Genomic DNA, 25,791 nt, shown 5'->3' on the forward strand with positions numbered 1-25,791 from the left:
TACAATGCTAACACTGGATAAAATAAGCGAATACAAGTACTTGATAGCACTTATAACCGTGTTCAATTTTTTATTGACTCCAATTCATATAGCTTTAAGTGGCTTTAGTCCTGCCCATATTGTTGTAGTAAACTACACAATCGTTATTATTAGTGGATCGCTATTAGCAACGGTAAAAAGAGGGAAAATTAGTACTTATATCCTTGGGGTAATCACACTTGCAAGTATATGGCTAGAGTATTCTAATAGTAATTCGACTTCGATTCTAGTTTGTAGGTTACTATTCTCGTTTTTATTGTTTTTACTACTCTGTATTATTCTAGTGAGACAACTTAAGAATATTAAAGAAATTAATCTTCAATTTATTCTCGGACCTATTTTAGGGTTTCTTTATTTAGGAATCCTAGGAGGAATCCTTTTTGAAACAATTGATTTTTTAGATGCCGGTTCATTTCAACTAATCAAAGGATTTTCAGGCTTTAGCTATTATTATTTCAGTTTTATAAGTATTACTACTGTTGGTTATGGGGATATCACTCCACTTACAGCCCCTGCACAATCCCTTACTCTTGTTATGAATATCATTGGACAATTTTACCTTGCTATTGTTATCGGTGTTTTTGTAGGGAAATATATTAACCAAAAACCCAAATAATATGTTCGAATCATTCAGCATTATTTTTACGCTTTCAGTTTTCTTCAATTACATTAATTATAAATGGTTAAAACTACCCAACACAATCGGTTTAATGATTTTAAGCCTAGTGTTGGTAATTCCTATATGGTTAAGCAAAAATATAGTACCTGAATTTTACCTATTTTTTTGTGATATTATAATTAATGCAGATTTTAAAACACTCTTACTAGATGGTATTTTAAGCTTCTTACTGTTTGCCGGGGCTTTGCACGTAAACCTTGGAGCACTCGCCAAGCAAAAAAAATCCATCCTTTTATTTGCTACCCTAGGCGTATTAATCTCCACTTTTATTGTTGGCGGACTAATTTTCTTTGTTGCCCAGTTTTTGGGTTTACAATTACCTTTTATCCACGCATTACTTTTTGGTGCTTTAATCTCACCAACAGACCCCATTGCAGTGTTGTCTATTTTAAAGAAAGCGAATATTGCCAAAAGTCTGGGGATTAAAATTGAGGGTGAATCCTTATTCAACGATGGAATTGGAGTTGTTGTGTTTTCTGGAATTTTATTAATCGCTACAGCTGGGAGCCAGTTTACTCAGAAAGAAATTGGAATAGAGATCGGAACACTTTTTCTTGAAGAAGCTGTTGGTGGAATCGTCTTTGGATTACTCCTGGGATATCTTGGACTAAAGTTAATTCGTTCTGTAAAAGATAATCCACATTTAGCCGTTATGATAAGTTTGGCGGTAGTGATGGGTGGATATGCAGGTGCTTCCTTACTCCATGTTTCAGGTCCCTTAGCAATGGTTGTAGCTGGAATATTCATTGGAAATAAAATTAATATTGCTGCTGAAAAAAGTAAAGTTCAAATAGCTTTAAATGAATTCTGGGAAATATTAGATGATGTGTTTAACGGAATTTTATTTGTACTTATTGGTTTGGCAATTCATTTATTAGAATTCGATCTCACACATTTATTATTAGGGATTATCGCAATTGTAATTGTGTTGGCAGCACGTTTTATTTCTGTGATACTACCTTATTCCCTATTGAAGCATAAAGCTGAAAAGCCAATAAAAACCGTAGCCGTATTGACGTGGGGAGGGTTGCGTGGTGGAATTTCAATTGCCTTGGCCTTGAGTTTAACAGATACTATGTCGGGAGTGTTGATTTTGTATATTACGTATGTAGTAGTGTTATTTTCAATCATTGTACAAGGTTTAAGTATAGGCCGCTTTGTTAAAAAGCTTTACGACTAAAATCTTAGTACAAACTAAAAAACCAAATTGATTGTATAACGTCAAAACCAAAGAATAGTTAATATCGGTTGAGGACAAATTAATCAGAGAGATTTCATATTACTTTATAATTATGGCAAAAAAACAAATAGAAAAGGCAAAGGATCAATACTTAATGAACGAATTAAATATTGACAAAGAAGAACTAAAACAATTAAAAAAGAAACTGGCAAAAATTTCACCAAGATCTGAAAGAGGTGTTGAAACGTTATTTAGGTTATTATCAAAAAACCAGTATACATTAAATACAATGATAGACCGAAAGTCTAATATTTTAATATCGATAAACGCTTTAATTTTATCAATTATAATTGGGACTGTAATGAGTCAATTGGGAAACGATCCCCATCTCATTTATCCGGTCGTTATGATTTTAATTACCAATCTAGCATCAATTGCCTATGCTGTTTTTGCTACGCGTCCAGAACTTGTCCATGGAAAAAGTGACGTAAGAAATTTAATGTTTTACGGTAATTTTCATTATATGGAAGAAAGTGAGTACATAGATAAGATTACCAATTTAATGAATGAAGGAGATGAGTTATATAAAACTATCGCAAAAGACACGTTCTATTTAGGTAAAACAATTAACAGGAAGTTCAAATTACTTAGAAAATCGTTTAACGTATTTCTAATAGGAATTATCCTATCAGTATTAGCTTTTTTAGGATGCCATATTATTTTTGGAGGTATAATTTAATTACAAATGAAAAAGCAATAGACTTTAGATTCGTGTTTCCGATATTTAAAAAATTAAAAGTTCGAATAGATTTTCTGACTTCTGTGAAGACAAAATAATTTAGATAGAGAAGATATTTTTAGCAGGCATACCAAAAAACTATATTCAATCAAATAGTATTGGCAATACACAAAACATCAATTTATTGTACCTATGTTGTACTCAAGCCATAAAAAAAGCCCTCACATTTCTGTGAAGGCTTGCCTTTACTAGTAGCGGGAACTGGATTCGAACCAGTGACCTTCGGGGTATTAGCTTATTGTTTACAACCTTTTAATATTTTTTTTATTCTAGTTGCTATCGGTTAAATTTCAATAAAGGATTGGACGTTTTCTTAGTTTCATTAAGTTTTGTCCTCAATTTATTAAAGTCATCACTGATTTTATGTTCCATAACTCTGGCATAAACCTGAGTAGTCGATAGTTTTGTATGCCCTAGTAATTTTGACACGGATTCAATGGGTACATTATTAGAAAGTGTAACCGTAGTGGCAAATGTATGTCGGGCAGAATGAAATGTGAGTTTTTTATTTATTTCTACAATTTCAGCAATCTCCTTCAGATATAAATTAATCTTCTGATTGGAATAGACAGGGAATAAAGTGATATTATTATCATTTGAAAACTTTCTGTACTGTTCTAAAATAAAAAGTGCTTTATCCAAAAGTGGGATTTTTATAGGTTGGTCGTTCTTTTGCCGATGTGAGAATATCCAATACTTTCCATCAATACCTCTTACAATATTTGTTTCGGAAAGAGATTTTACATCGGAATAAGACAAACCAGTATAACAAGAGAATATGAAAATATCACGAGTAATTCGAAGATGGTCTTTTCTCAAACCACTAAACAGTTCTAATTTCTCAAGCTCTATTTTGGACAAAAAATCTCTTTGATATTTCTTGAATTTTAATTTGAATCTTTTAAATGGATTTTTATCGATCCACTCCAAATTCACAGCCAGATTTATCAATTTTTTTAACCGTTCCAAATGCTTCATTACTCCATTATTTGCCAATGGTCTGGATTGCAATTGGGCCGAATTACTTCTCAGGAAATTTTCAAAATCTATAATGAAGCTATAGGAAAGTTGATTTAAATAAATATCACTAGTCCTTTTTTTTGTGAGCAGAAACTTTCTGATATATTTTTCTGTAGTAAAATAATTTTTGAGCGTCCCTGGCTTTAGAACCCTTTTCATATTTGAATTGTGGTATTGTATTAGCTCTAATAAAGTCTTGTGCTGTTCATCCTCACCAAGGTATCGAGCTTTAATTCCTTGTGCGGTAACCAACTTATATTCTGAAGAAAGTTGTGTATGACATTCTAATAAGTCAGTATACACCTTATCTAAATAAGGATTCAAATGTAGCCCTTCTGGAATTCGTTGTTTTACTCTTTTAGCTTGGGTGTCCCAATAGGTAACCGTTGCCTCTCTTTTTAAACTGATTTCTGCACGTTTTCCATCTATAGTAATACGTGCATAAATAGGGGCTAAATTATTTTTCTTCTTGGCTAAATTAAGCCAAAAATGAATAGAAAAAGTTCTTGAAGTTTGCATAACTAGTCGCTTTACGTGAATACTCGATTTGTGTTACGAAAGTCAAATCGAAGCGAAAGTCGAACGCTATTGTGTTACTAATGTATGAAAAATTTAGCAACTATTTAGGTAACCGAATAGGTAACCGTTCAATTGATATTATAGCTAATCTTATGATTTCAAAAAAAATGGAAACCATTGATTTTCATAAGATTAGCTATTTATTGGTGTCTGTTGACACCCACTTTGTCGGGATGACAGGATTTGAACCTGCGACCACTTGACCCCCAGCCAAGTACGCTACCGTGCTGCGCCACATCCCGATGGTAGATTATAGTCCGATTCTAAGCGCTGGACTTATTTATATTTTTTAACTACACTTAAAAGTGGTGCAGTTTATCCTGAGCTTGTTGAAATGCCACATCCCGTAATTGGAATGCAAATATAAAACTCTTGTAGAACTCGTCCTTATTTTTTTTGCTTTAATTAATCCCATTGTTTTACAGTAGTGCTTAAGCCATAATAGGCAGCATTAACTCCATTGGACTCCATATTAAGGTTGGATGCCTCACCTAGTGAAAACAACAGTACTCCGTTATTTGGCATCAAACCCATGGTGCTACCAGATGACTTCTGAAATCCTAAAAAACCCTGATTGGAAGTAATAGCGTCTTTACTTCCTTTTAAAACAAAACAAACGTCACCATTCATCTTTTCGTGTGCAGGCAATGGATTTCCAATATTTTCAAAGCCTGTACTGTTGGTACTACTCGATTGTTTTACACGATGTCTATCTGAATTGAGTTGTGTTTCAACTGCAAAATATTTAAAGGCAAATACTAAACTGCGGTTCGGCATAGAGTTTATACTTCCAGTTGATTGATCAAAGTTGGCTAAGGTGATTACACCGTTTACAGAGGGTGTATTACTTGTTCCATCTGAAACGGGTCCAAAATTAGTAACCTCATTTAGTACCTCATTCAATTTTTCGTATTCCGCCACGGTAATTTCTATCCAGTCTCCCGCTTCGGCATTTAGATACGCTTGCTTAGACGCGGTCAAAGAAAATGCAATATCATCGTTGTTGTTTAACTCAATACGTACGCTGGTTGTAGCCGTCTCAATTCCATTTTTAATTTCTACAACACCCTGAATAACTGGATTTGTTTCAAAATCAAAAATCGAGGCATCAGCAACTGTCAGCGCGCCCGTACTAGGATGTATAGCTATGGCATTGGTGAAATCCTGTTCCAAGATGGTAAAGGTCATTGAACGATTGGAAATCGCATTTATTATGCCGATAGACTGCCCAGGTTGCGCATTCTCGTCTATGGTTATAGTAATTAGATCCTGGACAGTAATACTGTTATTTGTTTCAGTAGCATCATCATTACTGCTACAGCTCATAATGAGCAAAGAAGTAATACATAGGATAGCGGAAAGTAGGCTTACTCTAAGTTTCTTATAATTGACGTGGTACCTATTTGAATAGTTCATAAGTGTTGATTTTAGTATGTGTGAATATTTTTTATTAAGGTGGTGCTGAAACTTCCAAGTATCCATCGGAAGTAAGTCAAATCGCTTGACCGTTCTTAGTAGCACCTATAGAATTCCAGCAGTAATATGAAAGCAAACACCCTGCAATAGAATATTTGCTTTTTTTCATCCAAACCATTTTAAAGCCCAATTTGCTGAAGAATTAAGCAGAAAATCGATTAAGGTCTTGCCTCCAGAATTAAATTAAAAGGAGTTTCCATAGCGCGTCTGAACTTTGTAAATCCGCCTGTAAGGATAACATCTTTTAACTGTTTTTCTCCCGCTTGCGCCCCTAACGCCAATCCTACTTCCTGGTTTAAAGAACAAGGAGTACATAACATCGTAGAAAAGGCATAAAATGCTCTCCCTACTGGGTTTAGGTTTTCTTCCAGAGAATCTTTTGCAAATGGCTCAACAATCATACACGTACCGTCTGGTTTTAAAGCTGCTTTTGCATGGGCACAAGCGCCTACAGGATCTCCCATATCGTGCAGACAATCGAAAAAGGTAATAAAGTCGTACTCCGTTCCAGGAAAATCCTTGGCAGTAGCTACTTCAAACGATACATTGGTTAATCCAGCAGCTGTTGCTCTTTCCTTTGCCTGTTCGATAGATGCTGCATGAAAATCGAACCCAATAAAAGTTGAATTCGGAAATGCTTTTGCCATTATAATGGTAGAAGCTGCATGACCACATCCAACATCGGCTACCTTAGCCCCTGTCTCCAATTTCGCCACTACTCCCTCCATGGAAGGAATCCAGTTAGCAATTAAGTTCCCTTCATAGGATGGGCTAAAAAACTTTTCCGTTCCGCAGAATAAGCAAGAATTATGATCTCCCCAAGAAACACCTTCTCCTGTTTTAAAGGCTTCTTCTATTTTATGTTCATCGTGATATACAGATGAGATGGCAAAGAAAGCACCCGTCATAAAGACCGGACTTTTTCTATTTCCGAAAACCATCGTTTGTTCAGGAGTCATAAAAAATTGCTTACTTTCAGGATTGTATTCTACATACCCCGAAGCGGCTTGTGCCGACAGCCATTCCCTTACATACCTTTCGGCTGTATTGGTTTTTTCTGCCAGTTCACTTGAAGTTAACATACCTGATTCAGATAACGTGGTATACAACCCCAGTTTGTCTCCAATTGTAATTAAAGGTCCATTGGCAGCTGCTCCCATTTCAGTAACAACTTGTCCTAGTAATGCGTGTAATTTTTCTTCGTTTAGTTCCATGATATTCTAGTTTTAATTATTTAGTTTTTACGTATGGTTCGTTGACAAGGGTTTATAAACACCCCTCTCCAGGATCGGTTAGTATGGTTAAAACACCACCATTCCCTACCCGCAAATCGCAAACCCCTTGTGGTATATTATTGATAGGATTATTGGTTAAGCTAAGTAGTACCAAGTTGGTTAGCTCCTGAAAGCTCTCAGGGACGGTAGTCAAGTTGTTCGTGGCGGCAGTAATTACCGTAAGTTTGAGTAAATTGGTAGACACCTCTGGAAAACTTGAAATACTATTACTGTTTATATTTAGAACTTCTAAATTTCCAAATACATTTATGTCTTCAGGAATTCTGGTTAGGTTTCTATTGTTCATGGTTATTTCAACTGGATTGAAAATAGCATTAAACCTAACTCCAGGATACGTATCCACTCCCCACCCTAAAGTGTTTCCTGGATTAGCACTGTATATTTGAACTAGTACACCGGTGATTGATTCGGTGATACAACTTACATTCAAATTCTTATGTATTGTGAGATTGTTGAAGTTTTCAAGATTACAAATAGCTTTAGGGATGCCGGTAATCGTATTGTTTCTGATATCTATAGTTAATAGGTTGAGAAGGAATCCAATTTCAGCGGGTATGGATGTTAGATTGTTATTATCTAGCCTAAATAATTGTAAAGCTGTTAAGTTCCCTATTTCTTTAGGGAGAGAGGTAAGTTGATTTGAGGCTACTTCTAATATTCTTAAATTAAGTAATTGCCCTATTTCTTTAGGAATTGCTGTAAGCTTATTTTCGCTTAGCCTCAAGGATTCTAGAGTGGTTATATCTCCAATTTCTTTAGGTAGAGAATTGAGCAGGTTAAACGTTAAATTTAAGTTCGTTAATCCTTTTAACTCACCAATCTCCGGCGGGATTACTACTAACTTATTATTAGAAAAACCAATTGTTTTCAGTTTAGTTAATTGCCCTATTTCCGGCGGAAGCACAGTAATATCATTTTCTTCCATCAACAAACGTTCTAAATTAGAAAGTTTAGTTATTTCAACAGGAAGTACAGTGATGCTATTATAATTCGCACCAAAACTTTTTAAGTTTACAAGATTTTCAATCGCTCTTGGAATGGAAGTGATTCTGTTGAAAGCAAAACTTAATGTCTCTAACGTGGTCAACCCGAATATTTCGTTTGGTAATACATTTATGCTATTTTCACTAAAACTTAATGTCTTTAAATTAGTGAGTTGTCCTATTTCGGGCGGAATTACAGATAGGTTTTTTTGTCCTAATTCTAATTCAATAATACGTCCTTGCACATTTATAGTCACTCCCGTGAGATCTCCTAAATTTTCTGTTGTCGCTAAATCCCAGTCTAGCGTATGACCTGGATTCGCATCTAAAATTGCTTGCAATACCTCTCGTTGAGAAATAGTAATGGTAACCGTTGCCGTATACGTCACAGCCGAACCATCTTCAGCAGTGACCACATAGGAAACAGGATTCGTAAAATTTTGAACGACCTCTGTACTTATTTGAGCTTTGGGAGATACTTTTATTTCGGGTAATAAACCGGTAACATCGGTTCCGGGAGGCACAAAAGCTGTAATGGTTTTATCCAAATCATTTATAGTTGCAATTACATTTACATCTATTGGATTGTTCGTAAGCAGAAAAACAAAACTTGTGATTCTATTCTCTCCGCTTTGTGCAATACCATCCTCTTGTTGTAGATCCTGTTCTATGCTATCGTCCTTACTGCAACTTGTTACTATAAAAACAATTACTAATGAAATGACTACGTGAAGCCTTTTACTTTTTTTCCAAACTATTTGAATATTTTTCATAACCCTATTTTTAGTTAGGGCTAAAGTAGTTTTGAATTCTACAGTATGCTTTTACTATTCATTCATTCCCATGGAGTATTTGTGAATATGTCTAAAAAAGCATGGAGTATTCTTGCAGAAATAATTTTAATACACTGAATGTCAATTATTTAGAATAATCACTTGGAGGAGCACCAAATTCTTCCTTAAACGACCTGCTAAACCAGGAAGGATCGTTAAATCCTACTTCATAAGCAATTTCGGATACGGTTTTATTGGAGGTTTGTAACAACTCTTTTGCCTTTTGTAATCGAACCGAACGGATAAAAACAGCGGTTGAGGTATCGGTAATCGATTTTAGTTTCCGATAGATTTGAGATTCGCTTAAGTGCATTTCGGCAGCGAGCATCGTAGGTCCAAAAGTAACATCATCTAAGTGAGTAAGCACAATTTTTATAACTTGTTGCACAAATTTGGTTTGCGGGTTTTCTACCTTTTCATTTAGGACGCTGGAAAATCCAAGCTGCTCTAATTTACGAATCAGTTTTTTCCGAACCAATATCAATTGATTTAACCGTGTAAACAACTCTTCCTTGTTGAATGGTTTTCCTAAATAAGCATCGGCTCCGTGGGTTAACCCGGTTAATCTGTCCTCTGTAGTCACCTTAGCGGTTAATAGAATAATAGGGATATGATCGGTGCGTTCATCTGCTTTTAAGTCGGCGCACACTTCATATCCATTCTTATTAGGCATCATTACATCCGAAATTATAATATCCGGAATATTCTCGAAGGCCATGTTCATTCCTATAGCACCATCCAAAGCATGAATTGTTTGGTATTTATCCTGAAGACAGGTTTCTAAATACAACGCTACGTCTATATTATCCTCAATTATCAATAAAAGAGGCAAATCTGAAGTGGACGCTTCCAGCGACAGTTCTTTCTTATTTGTGGGTGGAGCTTCTCTAAACGCAGGTTCTAGAGTGTTTGTAGGCTTTTCATTTTTAACCGCAGTATGCGTTATAGGAATTTCTACCGTAAACGTGCTTCCTTTTCCGATGGAACTTTCAGCAGAAATAGCACCGTTCATGAGTTCTACAAACTCTTTGGTTAAGGAAAGCCCTATCCCCGTCCCTATTTGATGGCCTTGTAAATTATTTGCGACTTGGTAAAATCTATCGAATACATGAACCAGATCTTTTTCGGTCATTCCCTCACCATTGTCTTTTACTTTAATGGTTAGAAACTGTTTTTCTTGTTGTTCAATTTTATTGAGATGCACAATAATTTTACCATTCTCTGGCGTAAATTTTATTGCATTTGAAAGTAAGTTAGAAATAATAGCACCTAACTTATTTATATCTATGTCCATATACTGCGCCTCAATTTCAGAATAGACCGTTAAGTTTATGTTCTTCGCTTCTGCTAAGGAGTGAAAACTTTCACTAAAATATTTTATAAAGGGAACAACATCCGTTTGGACTAATTCCAGTTCCATAGCACCACTTTCTATCTTTGCCAGATCCAGCAATTCATTTACCAAATGCAAAAGATTTTTGCCGTTTCGCCGAATCATCTCCAACGACTTCTCGGTATTCTTAAAAATTTGATTGTCAAAATCAGATTTCAATGTATCTGTCATCCCAAGAATAACGGTAAGCGGTGTTCGAAATTCGTGGCTTATATTTGAAAAAAGGCGCGTCTTTACCTCATTAAGCTCTACCAGTTTCTCCGTTTGGTGGTTTAAGATTTCATTCTTATGTTGAATTTCGAGCGTTCTTTGGGCAATTGTCTCTTCTAGTTTTTTATTTTGCTTTTTTAATTCTTTCGATCTCCATCGAATAATAACTAGCACTAAGAAAAGCAGGCTTACACCATACAATAGATATGCCCACCACGTGCTATACCAAGGGGTTCGTATCGTAAACATATAAGACGCTTCATCTCCCGGCTGATTGAAAATATTTTTTGAGCGGACTTTAAACGTATATGCTCCAGATGGTAAATTGGTGTAATTCTTTTTAGTTTCTGAAGACCATGATGACCATTGGGTATCGAACCCTACCAAAAAAGACTGATACACATTATTTTTTGAATTACTGTAAAAGGGAAGCGTGTACTCAAATTTTAAGCTGTTTTGAGTAAATGGAAACTCAATGTTCTCGCCCGTATTTTTACTCAGGTTGGATCCACTAAAAACTAATGAGTCGTTATTAATCCAAACTTTTCTGATATTGGTGTTCAATTTATGAGGGAGCGTTTTCACAGCATTTTCATGGTAAGCTAGAATTCCCTTCGGTCCTAAAAAAAGAATCACATCTTCTAAGAATTCCATGCTATACGTATCGAAGTCAGAATACAATTTGTACGCCTGCAATTCGGTTAGTATATCTTCAGTATAGGTATAAACTTTATTTTCGGATCCAGCTCTCACCGTTTGCCAGATTGTACCATCTTTAGCTAGTCCTAAATAACCATACGTATCCACAGCTTTATCATATTGATTATTTAGAAGGCTGTCTTTTACAAACCGTTTATCTAATTGGTTAAACGTATACATACCATCTTCAGTAGTAATAAAAAGCTTATCATCTAACAGATAGGGCTTGTTATATGTCATAGATGGGAGTCCAGATAAGGTGTCATGCTTTGTGAGTTCAAATCTGATACGCTCGTTCCGGTTGTCCGATACTTTTTCAGCAAAGTAAAGTCCGTCTAAATATGTTTCGAGCCATAAATTTCCATTTGGTTCTTCGGTAATACTTTCTATTCCACCATTTATCTGAAGAAGAGGTTCAGAAACTACCTTCCATTCCTTATTTTCTAATTCACTTTCAAGTAATTTACCATCCATTGTACCTGCATATATCTTGGTACTATCAACCTTAGATTTCAGTATTGAAGTAAGTGTAAAATCATGCCGCTTCACAAATTGAATGGTATTCTTCTTGTCTATTATATAAGCGAATCCAGCATTAAAAGCAAGTATCTCTTCGTTATAAGGAACAATAAATTTAATAGTGTTTTCTATACCTTCTATTTTTTTGAAGCTAGGGCCGTTTAGCTCATTTTCTCCTGTGGGCCTAACTAATTGATACAATCCCTTACTATCAACCAACAGATTGCCGTTGTGATACCTCGCAGATCGAACTCTTTCATCCAAACCATTTAAATTATTAAAACTTCTAAAAGGAGATGTCCAATGTACTCTGGACACCCCATTATCACTTCCAACCCAAATAGATCCGAAACGATCTTGGTACACACTATATAAAACATCACTACTTAAACCTTCTTTTTTTCCTAGTTTTTTCTTAATCTCACCAGTCTTCCCATCCACAATATACAATCCAGAGGAAAGTGTAGCCATAGCATAATCTCCGTCGGACAAGCGAATACTTTTGTAAATTCTATTTTTTTGAAACACTTCATTGCTCTCTAGATTGAGCGGAGTTAATTTCTCTCCATTGAAAACGGTAAGACCGCGACTTGCGTTAATAAATAAAACCTCATTAGTTGCATAGGGAAGCATCCCTTCTAGTTTTGATCTTTCATTTATTAAAAGATCTCCTCCTTTCATTAAGGTGAGAGAATCACCATCAATTTTATGTAGTCCTACACCCTTACTATCAATAAATAATGTGTTATTTACTTTAAACACACTTCCAAATCGCTCTTTTGGTTTCCAGACTTTAAACGCTTCTCCATCCCATCTAAAAAGATACTTATCAGAAGAATAAAAAACTTGCTTCCCTGTTACTTCTACAGCAAACACATCCATAAAATCATGATTCTCACTATTCAAATAGTACTTTAGTGAGTTAAATTTCATTTCACCCAAACCATCTGGCTCTAAATAACCCAATTCTTGCACACCTCCAACATATATCTTTTCATCTTCTGCTGTCGCTAACGATCTTACTAAACTTTTGTTTTTCAGCTTAATTAGGTTCCATGAAGTACCATCGAACTGTAGCACCCCATCCGTATTTCCTAAATACATAAACCCATCGTTTCCTTCTATAAAAGCCCAGTTTTGAGGACTGCTTTTATAATCGGTGGTAGAATAGTTTTCTATATAGGGTATTCCTGCTTTCCAGATTTCTGTAGGCGAAATACCTGTTTTAGTTGGAAGTGCCTCTTGTGAACAGATTATATTAGAAAATAGCAAAAGAAGTGGTAAAAATACATATTGAAACCTCTGTCCCCGATGAAGCATTAAACTTGGTATGGGTACAATTTCCTGAATTATTACATGCTCACCTATTGAATTTGTACTACAAATCAACAATCTTAAATACGATATAAGTTTATGTAGCTCCATGGGTACGTAAAGATAGAATAATATAATCACTAAAAAAGAACCACTTAATCCTCAGTAAATTAAACGTATATAATGGGTAAAGTCATTCTTAATTCAAAAGCGTTACGAAACAAAAAATCCAATCACTTTGGTGACTGGATTAATTTTAGTCGATGAAATTTTTATAGAATACTTAATAAGAATACAAACATACATTGCTTGCCAATACTGTCTTTTAGGTAACAACGGAATATTCCCATGCGTACGGTCAGGGCGAACTACCCTTTTTGTTTCCAGCATCGCAAACGACTTTAGCAATTTAGGACGCGTATCCTTCGGCTGAATTACCTTGTAAATAAAACCCTCGCTGTGCAGCCTGTCATAACAAAAAATCTATAGCGTGAGTAATACTAAAAACACTTCTATAATTATCTTAGAGTTTGCAACCCATCACTTATAATTACCAATTCGCACATTATTTTTATAGTTAAATGGTTAATCATCTATTACAACAGTCTTTACAGCAAGACGCTTTATAAAAAAAATAGATACGTTTTCCTTACTTTTGACTTATTAAGAAAAGTTATATTATATGCTTACAAACGCACATATTCCAATAGTGCTATTATTGTTATTTTCCATAAATTTTTTTGCACAAGTTAATACCCCTATTCAAGCAGACGACCAAATTGAAAAAGGGATTGAGCAAATGTTTCAAAAAGCACACGCCAAATCTTTAGAAATTTTGGTAGAAACTCAAACTATAGCTAAAAAAAATCAATGGTATGAACAAGATTTTAGAGCAACTCTTAATATTGGTTCTAATTATTATATGCTGTCAGATTATGGGGAAGCACTTCAATATTACCTACAGGCTTACCAAATAGCGATCACACATTTAGGCTCCCGTCAAGAAATGACGGTACTCAACAATATAGGAATTCTTTATTTTCAAGAAGGAGATCTTCTACAGGCAAAGAAATATTTTTTTAAAGCCTATCAAAAAGCAACACAAATTAATGATGAGGTTAAAGTTGGATATTATGCAGTCAATTTAGCTTTGGTATCTAATAAAATGAAGGAGATAGACTCTGCTCAAGTATACATTCAAGAAGCCTTGCCACTATTACAAGATGCTCCAAATGTTTTGTTACAAGGGAAAATGGCACAAGCTGAAATGTATTTTTTAAAAAAACAATACGCTAGAGCTGAAGCTATTTCTTTAAATATATTGCCAGAGCTTCAGGGTGTATCTCAAGTAGAAAATAAAGTATTTATTTTACTAGTATTAGCCCAAATTAATGAAGTGCAAAATAATTTAAAAAAAGCTTTGGCGTATACTATTGAAGCACGTAAAACACAGCTTGGATTTGAGAACCGTACCGAAGTATACGATTATTTATCCGGGATATATGGTAAAATTGGAGAATATGAAAAAGCAATAGCGTATAAAGATTCTGTTTTAATTGCCTCCGACTCCTTAAATACTTTTAGAAACAGAAAGTTATTCGAAAACGAAAAAGTAAAATTTCAGCTTCAGAATTATCAACATGAACTTTCCGAAAGTAAAGAAGTGCTAAAACAAGAACGTCGCTTCTTCTTTAGTATCATTGGAGTTGCTCTCCTATCTATGGGTTTTATATTATGGGGCTATAGAAGTAATTTAATAAAGCATAAACAGCGAAAAAAGATAGTAGAATTAGAATTGGCAAAAGAAAAAATCGATCACTTACTTATTGAAAAACAATTACGAGAGAAAGAAGCCCTGGCATTGTTAGAGCAAGAACGCCTTAAAAATGAACTGGAAGTAAAAAACAGGAAACTTGTTGCGAAAGCATTATACCTTTCCAGTAAAAACGAACTTATTGAAGAAGTGGTGCAATCCTTATCTAAGCATACTGAAATTGCAAGCAACACACAGTTAAAGAAACAGATTAACGATTTAAAAAAGCACCTTAAAAAAGATACCCAATGGGATAGCTTTTTTACTCATTTTGAAGAAATTAATCAAGGCTTTCTAGATAGACTCAAAAATAAACACCGTAAACTCACATCTAGCGATATTAGATTTATTACTTATTTATATATGAATTTAAGCAATAAAGAAATTGCATCGCTCCTAAATATTACTCCAGAATCCTGTAGAAAAAGAAAAGAGCGAATTTCTAAAAAAATGGATGTTTCAAATACAATTCCGCTTCATGCTTATCTATCAAATATTTAGCAGGTATGTCACATTATTGAAGTGCACATGTCACAAAATGTCACGCCCTATACACCCCATTCAAAACTCCTTGTATCTATATTTATCACATAATTTTAAAAATAGATACAATGAAAAAATCAACTACCCTGTTATTCCTTATCTTCTATATAGTAGCAATACAAAATAGTATCGCTCAAATATATCTTGAAGGAGCCAAAGAGTACGGACAACTATATGATGTAACTTATAGCGAAACCGAAGAAGATGTTATCTACGCGCGTACAGTTACCAACCATATTGTATCTTCAACCGATGCGGGCGATACTTGGGAAATATTATATGCTGAACCTTTAGATAGGTATGCAACCCTGAAAGACTTAAAGTTAATAAATAATGGAACCACCTTAAGCTTTACAGTGTCAGCAGAAGGAACCAATTACAATACCATCGAATTATTTGATCTTGCTACCGAAACAATTACGCGCACCTATTCCCCTCCCAACTCATTTGAGACCGATATCTTAATAGAATCGTATGATATTCTGAGTTCAAATAACGACATAGCACTCATGCATACAACCTATTCTTTAGGAGGTGCCTATACCCACGAAGTCTTTTATACCAGCAATGGAGGAACCAACTGGTTTCCTGTTTACTATAGTCCCGTAAATGATGGAATTGCTATAAATAATGTAGCAATTTCACCAACAGATGGTGAAAAGTTATTCTTAATGCGTGGCGGTTCAACAACCCGTGAATTTGGAGGTTTACTTGTATCTTCTGATGCTGGCCAAACCTGGGTAGAAAAAATACGTGGAAATATGTACGACCCAATTGCTTTTAATCCAGATAATGCAAACGATATATTAGTTGGTACAGGATATGGTTATGAAACCCATAGGGAAAATCTATACCGTTCGTTAGATGGTGGAGATACTTGGAATGTAGTTCCTATTACATGGACAACAATGTCTCAAGATAATATAACCGCTATTACATTTAACCCTTCTAACACAAATGAAATTATAGTACTTGAAGAGAATGAAATTGTACTTTCTTCAGATAATGGTGTGACCTGGCAAAACAATGTATATACAGGAATTGACCCGGAAACTTACTACTATGGTTTATCAGCGTCATATAATCCATTTGTTTCTCGCGAAATATTAATAAACACTAACTTTTACCCTTTCCTATCGGAAGATGGGGGGACTACAGTAACGAAATTAGAAAATCCGTTTATTAATTCATCGGGAACTGTTGCATCATTTACTTCAGAAAATGAAAACCATTTATATTATGGTTTACGCTCAGGGTACATTCACAAAAATTTTCAAACAGGTACAGAAGATGACTACGGTTTACAATCTTTAAACCAGGGATTTGGCTCCCCAATTAAAGTATTTGCAGATCCTGTAGTTGCGGGACGTATATTTAGTAACAATAGAGTTACAAATACTTCCTATTTAAATGTAAGTGCAGCACACGGAGAGGATTCAAAATTGATTGCAAGCTCTATGTTTTTTCTAATTCTGGAAGATGTTTCTACATCAGTAACTAATCCGAATATTAGCTGGTTATCTACTGGTATTGAAGCACACAAAATAGACCTCACAGACATGGAGAATATTATAGACACTAATGTTCCAGTCCCTCAGACCGGAGAGGTGGTTACTGCCGTACAGGTGGACCGTGAAGATGAAACTACCATTTACATAACGCAAGGCATTAATTTTTATAAGTCGCCTAATGACGGGGTTATTTGGGAGCTCGCCACTACAGGCTTAGAAGATCTTATCGCTGAAGCGGATTTAATATTAGATATCGAGCAAAATCCTCTAAATGCTTCTCAGTTAATGTTAGCCACAACTAAAGGTATTTATTTGTCTGAAAACAAGGGCGATACATGGAATCGTATTTCTTCTGAATACACGAATGATATTGCATTTTCAACAATAACTGAAGGTGCTATTGTAGCAGTTACACATTATTCTGACGGTTTTAATATTCCATTACCAGAGTCAAAGGCAAAAATTATTTTCAGTAAAGATACAGGTGAAACTTGGGAGGAAATTTCTTCAGAAACATTAAGGTATCCCGTTTCTGAAACTTCTACTTTCATTTTCACTGAAGACACAGTCGATGTATATTTTGGAGTACAAGACTTAGGACTCCTTAAGTATACTATAAATCTGGAAACACTAGCTGTAAATTCGGAAATGTTAGAAGAAAATAAAATTATGTTATATCCTAATCCAGCAACCACTAGTTTTTCAGTAAACAGCGCTCATAATATTGAATCCATACTTATTTACAATATGGCGGGTCAAGAGATCAAAAACCTAAAAGGAATATCTACAAACATCAATATTTCGGAATTAGCAAATGGAATGTATGTGGTGAAAGTACAAACATCAGAAGGAATTATTTCTAAAAGTTTAATCAAGGCAAATTAGTTTGATAATTAAAATATTGTAAAATGATAAAAACAAAAATTAAGATAAAAACCTTGCTATTAGCAATGTGCTTGTTAGCTCCTATGCTTTCAACTTGGGCACAAATTACGCAAACAGCAAAAGTGGTAGGTAAAGATAGAGAAGGTCGTGCAGAGTTTGGAACCTCGGTAGATATTAAAGAAAATTTTGCCATAGTAGGAGCATCACGAGAGAACATTGCAGCAGGAGCTCTTTATGTATATCAAAAAAATAACGAAGGTATCTGGAATGATACGCAGAAGCTAACTGCTTTTGACGCGCAAGAAATGGCTGAATTTGGAGGCGCTTCTAAGTTTGGTGACGATTACTTAGTGGTGGCTTCTGGGAGAGGAGATGTAGAAGGAATAATTAGAGCTGGATCGCTATATATTTATAGTTACAACAGCAATAACAATACTTGGGAATTCGATGTGAAACTACACGCAAGGGATTTTAGTTCTGATGCTAAACTAGGTATGAATCCTACTTCATTAGATGCAGATGGCCTAACAATAGTAGGTGGAGCACCGGGAGATTCAGGGTGGACAGGAGCTGTCTATGTTTTTGAAAAAGAAGCAGGTACATGGAGTGAAAAGCAAAAATTAGTAAGCCCAAATGCACAACCTAATGAAACTTTTGGTATTGGGGTGTCTATTTCCGGTTCTGTTTTGGCAATTGGAGCAAACGAAACCGATAACCGTAAAGGTTCTGTCTATATGTATGAAAAAAGTTCAAACGGAGTTTGGGAATATCAAGAACAATTAATGGCATCAGATGCTACTTCAGATGCTTTTTTTGGGAGTTCAGTGAGTATAGACCAAAATCAGTTAGTCATAGGAGCCTATGGAACAAATGGAGAAGCTGGCGCAGCTTATATATATCAAAAAGATAGTTCGGGAGCTTGGCAAGAGGTTCAGAAATTAACAGGTTCACCAACTTCAGAAAGTGCACAGTTTGGATGGTGTACTGAAATAAAAGAAAATCAGGTGATTATAAGCGCGCCTCACGCGTATGGCTTTGAAGCTGGAGAAGTTTATTTCTATAAAAGAGATGCTGAAAATAAATGGGTTAGAGAGAATATTATTCAAGGGGAGGATACCGTTGGCGAAGATTTTTTTGGCTGGAATGTAGCTTTGTATGATGATCAAATAATCTCTGGAGCTCCTTGGGAAGATCATGATGCTACAGGAGGCGAGGAAATAGACAGAGCTGGATCTGCATATATATTTAAAAATGATTTTATACTAGATACTAGTTCAGTTAATAAAGAAATAACAACTAGTGTAACAGTATATCCCAATCCAGCTTTTGACAAAATTCTTGTTAACATGCAAAACACTTCAATAAATAAAATAATACTATACAACCAACTAGGCAGTGAGTTGATGTTAAAAAATGTCTCAGGTTCCGATAAAATTACATTTCCTTTATCAGATATTTCAGCAGGGATTTATTTTCTTAAAATTGTAGATATGGAAGGAAACAGTACAACCAAAAAAATAGTAAAATTATAAAAGCTAAGTTTGTTATTTTCTCGTAAATAAATTAGGAATAAGCTTAACAATTATAAAGTAATATAAAGACAGAAGAATATTTAAATCCCATAAAAGCCCAAATACTTTAAAGTATTTGGGCTTTTAGTTGTTTGTAAATAAAACTAACACCTCTCTTAAAGTAGAATATTACAACGGAATATTCCCATGCTTACGGTCAGGGCGAACTACCGTTTTTGTTTCCAGCATCGCAAACGACTTTAACAATTTACGACGCGTTTCCCGGGGCTGAATCACTTCATCTATAAATCCGCGTTGTGCTGCTTTAAAAGGATTCGCAAACTTTTCAGCATACTCGGCTTCTTTTTCAGAAAGTTTCAATGCTGGATCATCGGCCGCTGCAATTTCTTTTCGGAAAATAATTTCACTGGCACCCTTTGCTCCCATCACCGCAATTTCGGCTGTAGGCCACGCAAAATTCATATCGGCTCCAATGTGTTTGCTGTTCATTACATCATAGGCTCCACCATACGCTTTTCGCGTAATTACGGTTACTCTAGGTACGGTCGCTTCGCTTAACGCATATAATAATTTGGCTCCGTTTAAGATAATGCCATTCCATTCCTGATCTGTTCCTGGTAAGAACCCAGGTACATCTACCAATACTAATAAAGGAATATTGAACGCATCACAAAATCGTGTAAAGCGCGCTGCTTTTTTTGAACTATCTACATCCAGTACGCCAGCCAGGCTCATTGGCTGATTGGCAACAATACCAATACTTCTGCCTCCCAGTCGTGCAAAACCTACAATAATATTCTCTGCATAATCCTTATGTACTTCAAAAAAGGAGTCTGTATCAATAATCCCATTAATCACATGGTGCATATCGTAGGGCTTATTTGCAGAATCTGGTACGATGTCTTCCAGAGTCTCCCTAATTTCATCCCCTAATTCAAAAGGTAATTTTGCTGTAGTACTTTTATTGTTCTGCGGAAGATATCCTAACAAAGTTTTTATCTGTTCCAAACAAACAATATCATTACTCGCTGTAAAGTGGGTTACCCCACTTTTGGTTGCGTGCGTTCGAGCCCCTCCTAATTCTTCTGAAGTTACCGTTTCATTGGTTACCGTTTTCACCACATTGGGTCCCGTTACAAACATATAACTACTATCCTGCACCATCATCGTAAAGTCTGTCATAGCAGGTGAATACACCGCACCACCTGCACAAGGCCCCATAATGGCAGATATTTGTGGGATTACGCCAGACGCTTGTACGTTTCTGTAAAAAATATCTGCATACCCTCCCAAAGAGCGAACCCCTTCCTGAATTCTAGCACCTCCCGAATCGTTTAAACCAATAAGAGGTGCGCCTACACGTACGGCATGATCCATAATCTTACAAATCTTTTCGGCATGGGTTTCAGAAAGCGCGCCTCCAAAAACAGTGAAGTCCTGTGCGAATACATATACCAATCTTTCGTGAATAGTACCGTAGCCAGTAACTACACCATCTCCATAGAACAATTGCTTATCCATGCCAAAATCGGTCGTTCGGTGTGTTACCAGAATCCCCATTTCTTCAAAAGAACCCTCGTCTAGTAAATACTCAACCCGTTCCCTAGCCGTTAATTTCTTTTTATCGTGTTGTTTCTGTATGCGTTTTTCACCGCCACCTAATTTAGCTTCGGCTATTTTTTGTTGTAATTGCGTATTCGTATCGCTCATCGTTCTTTTATTTTGAAAGCCTCAATTTTTTTAATTCTTGAAGGTGTACATGCAAAGCAACTTTTGCAGCAACTTCAGCTGCTGCTGTTACTTGTTGTTGGTCACCTTTTTTGGTATAGTATTTTTTTACAAAATGAGTATCGAACGTACCCTTTCGAAACGCTTTATGTTCAAAAACAAAGCTTCCGAAAGGCAAGGTTGTTTGTACCCCAGCTACATCAAAATCCTGTATTGCTTGTATCATTAATTGAATTGCTTCCTCACGGGTTTTACCCCACGTAATTAATTTTGAAAGCATTGGATCGTACTGAATAGGGATTTCCATCCCTTCTTTAAAACCATCGTCTACGCGAATATGCTCTCCGCTTGGCGGTCTATACACTTCTAAAGTTCCTACACTTGGTAAGAAATCATTGAGAGGATCTTCGGCATACACACGCAATTCCAGCGCATGTCCGTGTATGGAAAGGTCCTCTTGTGAAAAAGCAAGCGACTCGCCATTTGCTATTTTTATTTGCTGTTCTACCAGGTCTAAATTTGTAATGAGTTCCGTCACAGGATGCTCTACCTGCAAACGAGTGTTCATTTCCAGAAAATAGAAATTGTTCTTTTCATCCAACAAAAACTCTACGGTTCCAGCCCCTACATAATCGCAGGCTTTTGCTACTTTAATCGCAGCCTGTCCCATCGCTTCACGAAGTGCAGGCGTCAATATTGCTGAAGGTGCTTCCTCTACCACTTTTTGATGCCGGCGTTGTATACTACATTCGCGTTCAAACAAGTGTACGGTATTTCCCTGGGTGTCGGCTAATATCTGAATCTCAATATGCCGAGGCGACTCCACGTATTTTTCAATAAAAACAGAGCCGTCACCAAAAGCAGATGTTGCTTCGCTGATAGCGCGTTTCATTTGCTCTTCCAGCACTTCTTTGCTTTCTACTACGCGCATTCCTTTCCCACCACCGCCTGCCGATGCTTTAATAAGAATGGGATAGCCTATCTCCGCTGCAATTTGTTTTGCTTTTTCAACATCGGTGATGGCTTCATCGATACCCGGAACCATAGGGATATTATATTTTTTTACAGCTTCCTTCGCCGCAAGTTTGCTCCCCATCACACGTATGGCATGAGGTCTTGGCCCAATGAATATAAGTCCGTTTTTTTCTACCGCTTCAGCAAAAGCAGCGTTTTCACTTAAAAAACCATACCCCGGATGTATGGCATCTGCATGTAGTTTTTTGGCCACTTCAATAACGACATCTCCTTTTAAATACGATTCTGAAGAAGGTGGTGGCCCAATACAAACTGCTTCATCAGCCAGTTTTACATGGGGTGCATTTCTATCAACTTCTGAATACACAGCCACAGTTTTAATTCCCATTTTACGGGCCGTTTTTATAACGCGAACAGCAATTTCTCCACGGTTGGCCACTACTATTTTTTCTATCATTCTCCTTCTAATTCAATTAACAACACTCCTTTTTCTACGGTTTCCCCCGTTTTCACATGAACAGCTTTCACAATCCCGTCTGAAGGCGCCAGTAAAGAGTTCTCCATTTTCATCGCTTCCAAAACACACAGAGGTTCGTTTGCCTTAATTTCCTGTCCTGGGGATACATGTACCTCCAGAATAAGTCCTGGCATGGGCGCATGGATTTTATTTTCGAAGGAATCGGCCCCTAAGGAAAGTCCCATCTCTGCAATTAAGAAATCGAGTTCATTTTCAATTTTTATTGAAAACCGATTTCCATTTACTTTCAACGTATAGGTTTTATTCTGAAAATCATGTTCAAGAACTTCTACATGATGTGATGTAGCCGCATCCACAACGTGAATCGTATTTCTATCGGTTACAATATCCAGCTGTTCTGCATCACTTTTTAGCAACGAAAACTCAAGTGACTGATTTACAATAACCTTAAATTTTTCTTCCATAGCAACAATAATATATGTTGTGCTAAAGATACAATTTTGAAGGTAGGCTGCAAAGTACCCGTCACAGATTCAAAAGGATATTATATTTTATAAATACAAATCCTGTAACGCATCCATCGTTAAACTTTTTTAGAAACTTCCAATTTTTATGTATCTTTTCAGAAAGAAATTATCTTATGAAAATCGCACCCTTTTCCTTCCTACTGTGTTTACTGATTGCCTCCTGTAACGCTCCAAAAAAAAAGAATGACATTGCGTTAACTACAGAGCCAAAGCGTGGCTATACCACAGAAAAAGTGGTAGATAACCTTAACAATCCCTGGGGAATGACGTGGCTTCCCGATGGCAGTATGCTTATTACCGAAAAAAGTGGTGAGCTTATTCATTTTAAAGGCGGACAAAAGACCAACATTCAAAATGTACCGAAAGTATATAACCGTGGACAAGGCGGCTTACTGGATATCGAATTACATCCGAAGTATGCTGAAAATGGCTGGATTTATTTTACGTACGCTTCCGAAGAAGGTGAAGGAAAAGGAGGCAATACAAAGGTAAGCCGAGCGAAACTTGACGGTGACGCCCTAGTGAGCATAGAAGACTTATACAAAGCAACTCCAAATACCACTCGTGGGCAACATTTTGGTTCCCGAATTGAATTTGATAACGAAGGTTTTCTTTACTTTTCAGTTGGCGAACGTGGCGAAAGAGATGTAAATCCGCAAGACATTACCCGCGATGGAGGGAAAATATATCGTTTACATGACGATGGTAGTATTCCACAAGACAACCCGTTTGTAGGTACAGATGGGCTAGACGCTATTTATACCTACGGAAATAGAAATCCGCAGGGAATGGCACTTCATCCAACTACCGGGAAAATCTGGATTCACGAACACGGACCCAAAGGTGGTGACGAGATAAACATTATCGAAAAAGGAAACAACTACGGCTGGCCAGTGATTAGCTACGGAGTTAATTATAGCGGTACCTCATTCACTGAAATCACCGAAAAAGAAGGAATGACGCAGCCCATTTATTATTGGGTGCCTTCGATTGCTCCCTGCGGAATGGACTTTGTAACCAGCGACAAATATCCAGACTGGAAAGGACATTTACTGGTAGGTTCACTAAAATTTAATTATGTAGAGTTGGTAAAATTAAATGGAGACAAAGTTATAGACCGTGAAAAAATAGCCGAAGATATTGGCCGCGTCCGGAATGTAAAAGAAGCGCCAGATGGCTATATTTACATTGCCGTAGAAGGCGATGGTATTTATAAAGTGGTTCCTGATTAACACTATGGACAATCTGATGCTGCTAGATGTCGCAGACGCAGCAAACCTCCTTAAATATTTATATAGAAAAAATTAAATTTAAACCATCCGCATATGGAGCGGAGTCGAAATATGAAAAAAACAATCCTACTTATAACGGTTACACTAGCACTATTGGCGTGTAACGATTCAGAAAAAAAGAAAAGTATTAAAATAGGTGCTGTGCAAGTTTCAGAAACTGAAAAAGACCAAAATCCCCTCCAAGCTAGTATGGAGCGTGGCGGTTTGGTGTATACCGATTTTTGCATGCAGTGTCACTTAGCCAATGGGAAAGGAGTTCCCGGCAACTTCCCGCCTTTGGCTGGTTCTAACTGGTTGAAGGATAAAAGAACCGAAAGCATTCGAGCCGTAAAATTTGGTCAAAAAGGTGAAATTGAAGTGAATGGAAAACCTTATAACGGTGTTATGGTTCCCATGGGCTTAAGTGATGAAGAAGTAGCAGATGTCATGAATTATGTAATGAACAAATGGGAAAATACTCAAGAAGAAATGGTCACAGAAGCCGAAGTTGCTAAAATTGAAGAATAGCCATAACAAACTAACAGATTTCCTACCTTTGCGATAAACAATTAAACTATGCTCATACTAGGAATTGGTGGCGGTACCGGAAGTGGAAAAACAACGGTAGTACATCAAATTGTAGCACAATTACCTGCAGATGAGGTATGTGTGATTTCACAAGATAGCTACTATAACGACACTAGTCATTTGCCTTATGAAGAGCGGGTGAAAATTAATTTTGATCACCCTAATTCTATCGATTTTAAATTATTGGTACAGCACCTGGAGGAGCTCAAAAAAGGAAATTCGTTTGAGCAACCTGTATATAGCTTCAAAGAGCATAACCGAACCAAAGAAACGGTAACCACCCGTCCAAAAAAGGTGATTATTGTAGAAGGTATTTTAATTTTAACACATCCGGATATCAGGGAGTTGTTCAATATAAAAATATTTGTACACGCAGATAGTGACGAACGTCTCATACGTAGATTAAAGCGTGATATTGCGGAACGCGGGCGAGATTTGGATGAAGTGTTGCGCCGGTATCAAACTACGCTCAAACCTATGCATCAACAGTTTATTGAGCCTACAAAAGAGTTTGCAGATATTATTATCCCAAATAACAGGTATAATACCGTTGCTGTGGATGTAATTAGAAAAATCGTGCAGCAGAAATTAGAAAATGAAATTTAAAGACTTAAAACAAAAACGCTGGTTTAAGATTTTGGGAAGTACGTACATACTTATCCTGATCTTTTTTGCCGTGTGGATGATTTTTTTTGACACCAATTCCTATTTCATTCATAAAGAATTGACTGAAGATATTGAAGCACTTGAAGAAAACAAGGATTTTTATAAAGCTGAAATAGAAAAAGATAAAGTATTTCTAGATAAGATGAATGATAGCAACGAGATTGAGAAATACGCCCGGGAAAAGTACTATCTTAAAAAAGAAGGAGAGGATATTTTTATTATCGAAAATGAAGACAGCCTTCAGTAAAACTCCAAA

Annotated in this window: 18 protein-coding genes and 1 tRNA gene; 10 read left to right on the top strand and 9 right to left on the bottom strand. The window is 36.2% G+C overall.

The genetic code is table 11. The annotated features are described in order from the left end of the window. Nucleotides 1-4: 4 nt before the first annotated feature. The 3 genes from ACQ2HF_RS13175 (at nt 5) to ACQ2HF_RS13185 (ending at nt 2,637) form a co-directional block, all read left to right on the top strand. Nucleotides 5-655: an ion channel gene (locus tag ACQ2HF_RS13175; RefSeq protein WP_432410882.1), complete on the top strand. Its 651-nt coding sequence runs from the start codon at nt 5-7 to the stop codon at nt 653-655. Between the two features lies 1 nt (nt 656). Then, the gene (locus ACQ2HF_RS13180; protein WP_432410883.1) at nt 657-1,898 is read left to right on the top strand and encodes a cation:proton antiporter; all 1,242 of its coding nucleotides are present in this window, start codon (nt 657-659) and stop codon (nt 1,896-1,898) included. 112 nt (nt 1,899-2,010) lie between these two features. Continuing rightward, nucleotides 2,011-2,637 carry a Pycsar system effector family protein gene (locus tag ACQ2HF_RS13185; RefSeq protein WP_432410884.1) on the top strand — a complete coding sequence of 209 codons (627 nt, stop codon included), beginning with the start codon at nt 2,011-2,013 and terminating at the stop codon, nt 2,635-2,637. Nucleotides 2,638-2,973: 336 nt separating this feature from the next. On the opposite strand, the gene ACQ2HF_RS13190 is transcribed toward ACQ2HF_RS13185, so the two are convergent. The 6 genes from ACQ2HF_RS13190 to ACQ2HF_RS13215 all read right to left on the bottom strand — a co-directional run bounded on the left by ACQ2HF_RS13190 (nt 2,974) and on the right by ACQ2HF_RS13215 (nt 12,976). Beyond that, nucleotides 2,974-4,236, bottom strand: a complete 1,263-nt coding sequence (locus tag ACQ2HF_RS13190; protein ID WP_432410885.1) for a site-specific integrase — start codon at nt 4,234-4,236, stop codon at nt 2,974-2,976. Nucleotides 4,237-4,464: 228 nt separating this feature from the next. Beyond that, nucleotides 4,465-4,538: transfer RNA gene (locus tag ACQ2HF_RS13195), tRNA-Pro, on the bottom strand. A 163-nt stretch (nt 4,539-4,701) separates the two neighbouring features. Then, nucleotides 4,702-5,712: a cadherin repeat domain-containing protein gene (locus tag ACQ2HF_RS13200; RefSeq protein WP_432410886.1), complete on the bottom strand. Its 1,011-nt coding sequence runs from the start codon at nt 5,710-5,712 to the stop codon at nt 4,702-4,704. A gap of 218 nt (nt 5,713-5,930) precedes the next feature. Further along, a complete protein-coding gene (locus ACQ2HF_RS13205) occupies nt 5,931-6,986 on the bottom strand; it encodes a class I SAM-dependent methyltransferase (protein ID WP_432410887.1) in 1,056 nt (351 codons plus the stop codon). A gap of 52 nt (nt 6,987-7,038) precedes the next feature. Beyond that, complete coding sequence (locus ACQ2HF_RS13210; protein ID WP_432410888.1) at nt 7,039-8,823, bottom strand: leucine-rich repeat domain-containing protein; 1,785 nt, start codon at nt 8,821-8,823, stop codon at nt 7,039-7,041. Between the two features lie 145 nt (nt 8,824-8,968). After that, nucleotides 8,969-12,976 carry an ATP-binding protein gene (locus ACQ2HF_RS13215; protein ID WP_432410889.1) on the bottom strand — a complete coding sequence of 1,336 codons (4,008 nt, stop codon included), beginning with the start codon at nt 12,974-12,976 and terminating at the stop codon, nt 8,969-8,971. Nucleotides 12,977-13,700: 724 nt separating this feature from the next. Here ACQ2HF_RS13215 and ACQ2HF_RS13220 point away from each other — a divergent pair. The 3 genes from ACQ2HF_RS13220 (at nt 13,701) to ACQ2HF_RS13230 (ending at nt 19,302) form a co-directional block, all read left to right on the top strand. Beyond that, nucleotides 13,701-15,332, top strand: coding sequence for a tetratricopeptide repeat protein (locus ACQ2HF_RS13220; RefSeq protein ID WP_432410890.1), 1,632 nt, complete (start codon nt 13,701-13,703; stop codon nt 15,330-15,332). A gap of 110 nt (nt 15,333-15,442) precedes the next feature. Next, nucleotides 15,443-17,770: a T9SS type A sorting domain-containing protein gene (locus ACQ2HF_RS13225; RefSeq protein WP_432410891.1), complete on the top strand. Its 2,328-nt coding sequence runs from the start codon at nt 15,443-15,445 to the stop codon at nt 17,768-17,770. A 23-nt stretch (nt 17,771-17,793) separates the two neighbouring features. After that, nucleotides 17,794-19,302: a T9SS type A sorting domain-containing protein gene (locus tag ACQ2HF_RS13230; protein ID WP_432410892.1), complete on the top strand. Its 1,509-nt coding sequence runs from the start codon at nt 17,794-17,796 to the stop codon at nt 19,300-19,302. A 168-nt stretch (nt 19,303-19,470) separates the two neighbouring features. Here ACQ2HF_RS13230 and ACQ2HF_RS13235 read toward each other — a convergent pair whose 3' ends face one another. The 3 genes from ACQ2HF_RS13235 to ACQ2HF_RS13245 are packed head-to-tail and all read right to left on the bottom strand — an operon-like array spanning nt 19,471 to nt 22,947. Next, nucleotides 19,471-21,012 carry an acyl-CoA carboxylase subunit beta gene (locus ACQ2HF_RS13235; protein ID WP_432410893.1) on the bottom strand — a complete coding sequence of 514 codons (1,542 nt, stop codon included), beginning with the start codon at nt 21,010-21,012 and terminating at the stop codon, nt 19,471-19,473. Between the two features lie 7 nt (nt 21,013-21,019). After that, nucleotides 21,020-22,459, bottom strand: a complete 1,440-nt coding sequence (gene accC, locus ACQ2HF_RS13240) for an acetyl-CoA carboxylase biotin carboxylase subunit (protein ID WP_432413099.1) — start codon at nt 22,457-22,459, stop codon at nt 21,020-21,022. Next, nucleotides 22,459-22,947, bottom strand: a complete 489-nt coding sequence (locus ACQ2HF_RS13245; RefSeq protein ID WP_432410894.1) for a biotin/lipoyl-containing protein — start codon at nt 22,945-22,947, stop codon at nt 22,459-22,461. Before ACQ2HF_RS13245 ends, accC begins: the two co-directional genes overlap by 1 nt. A 176-nt stretch (nt 22,948-23,123) precedes the next feature. On the opposite strand from ACQ2HF_RS13245, the gene ACQ2HF_RS13250 reads away from it, so the two are divergent. The 4 genes from ACQ2HF_RS13250 to ACQ2HF_RS13265 all read left to right on the top strand — a co-directional run bounded on the left by ACQ2HF_RS13250 (nt 23,124) and on the right by ACQ2HF_RS13265 (nt 25,782). After that, entirely contained in the window at nt 23,124-24,242 is a 1,119-nt protein-coding gene (locus ACQ2HF_RS13250) for a PQQ-dependent sugar dehydrogenase (RefSeq protein WP_432410895.1), read from the top strand. A gap of 111 nt (nt 24,243-24,353) precedes the next feature. After that, nucleotides 24,354-24,809, top strand: coding sequence for a c-type cytochrome (locus ACQ2HF_RS13255; RefSeq protein WP_432410896.1), 456 nt, complete (start codon nt 24,354-24,356; stop codon nt 24,807-24,809). 48 nt (nt 24,810-24,857) lie between these two features. Then, nucleotides 24,858-25,475 carry a uridine kinase gene (udk, locus tag ACQ2HF_RS13260; protein WP_432410897.1) on the top strand — a complete coding sequence of 206 codons (618 nt, stop codon included), beginning with the start codon at nt 24,858-24,860 and terminating at the stop codon, nt 25,473-25,475. Further along, nucleotides 25,465-25,782 carry an FtsB family cell division protein gene (locus tag ACQ2HF_RS13265; RefSeq protein WP_432410898.1) on the top strand — a complete coding sequence of 106 codons (318 nt, stop codon included), beginning with the start codon at nt 25,465-25,467 and terminating at the stop codon, nt 25,780-25,782. The genes udk and ACQ2HF_RS13265 overlap by 11 nt, the downstream gene beginning before the upstream one ends. Nucleotides 25,783-25,791: the final 9 nt, after the last annotated feature.

Source organism: Rasiella sp. SM2506 (assembly GCF_050859505.1).
Classification (GTDB): domain Bacteria; phylum Bacteroidota; class Bacteroidia; order Flavobacteriales; family Flavobacteriaceae; genus Marinirhabdus.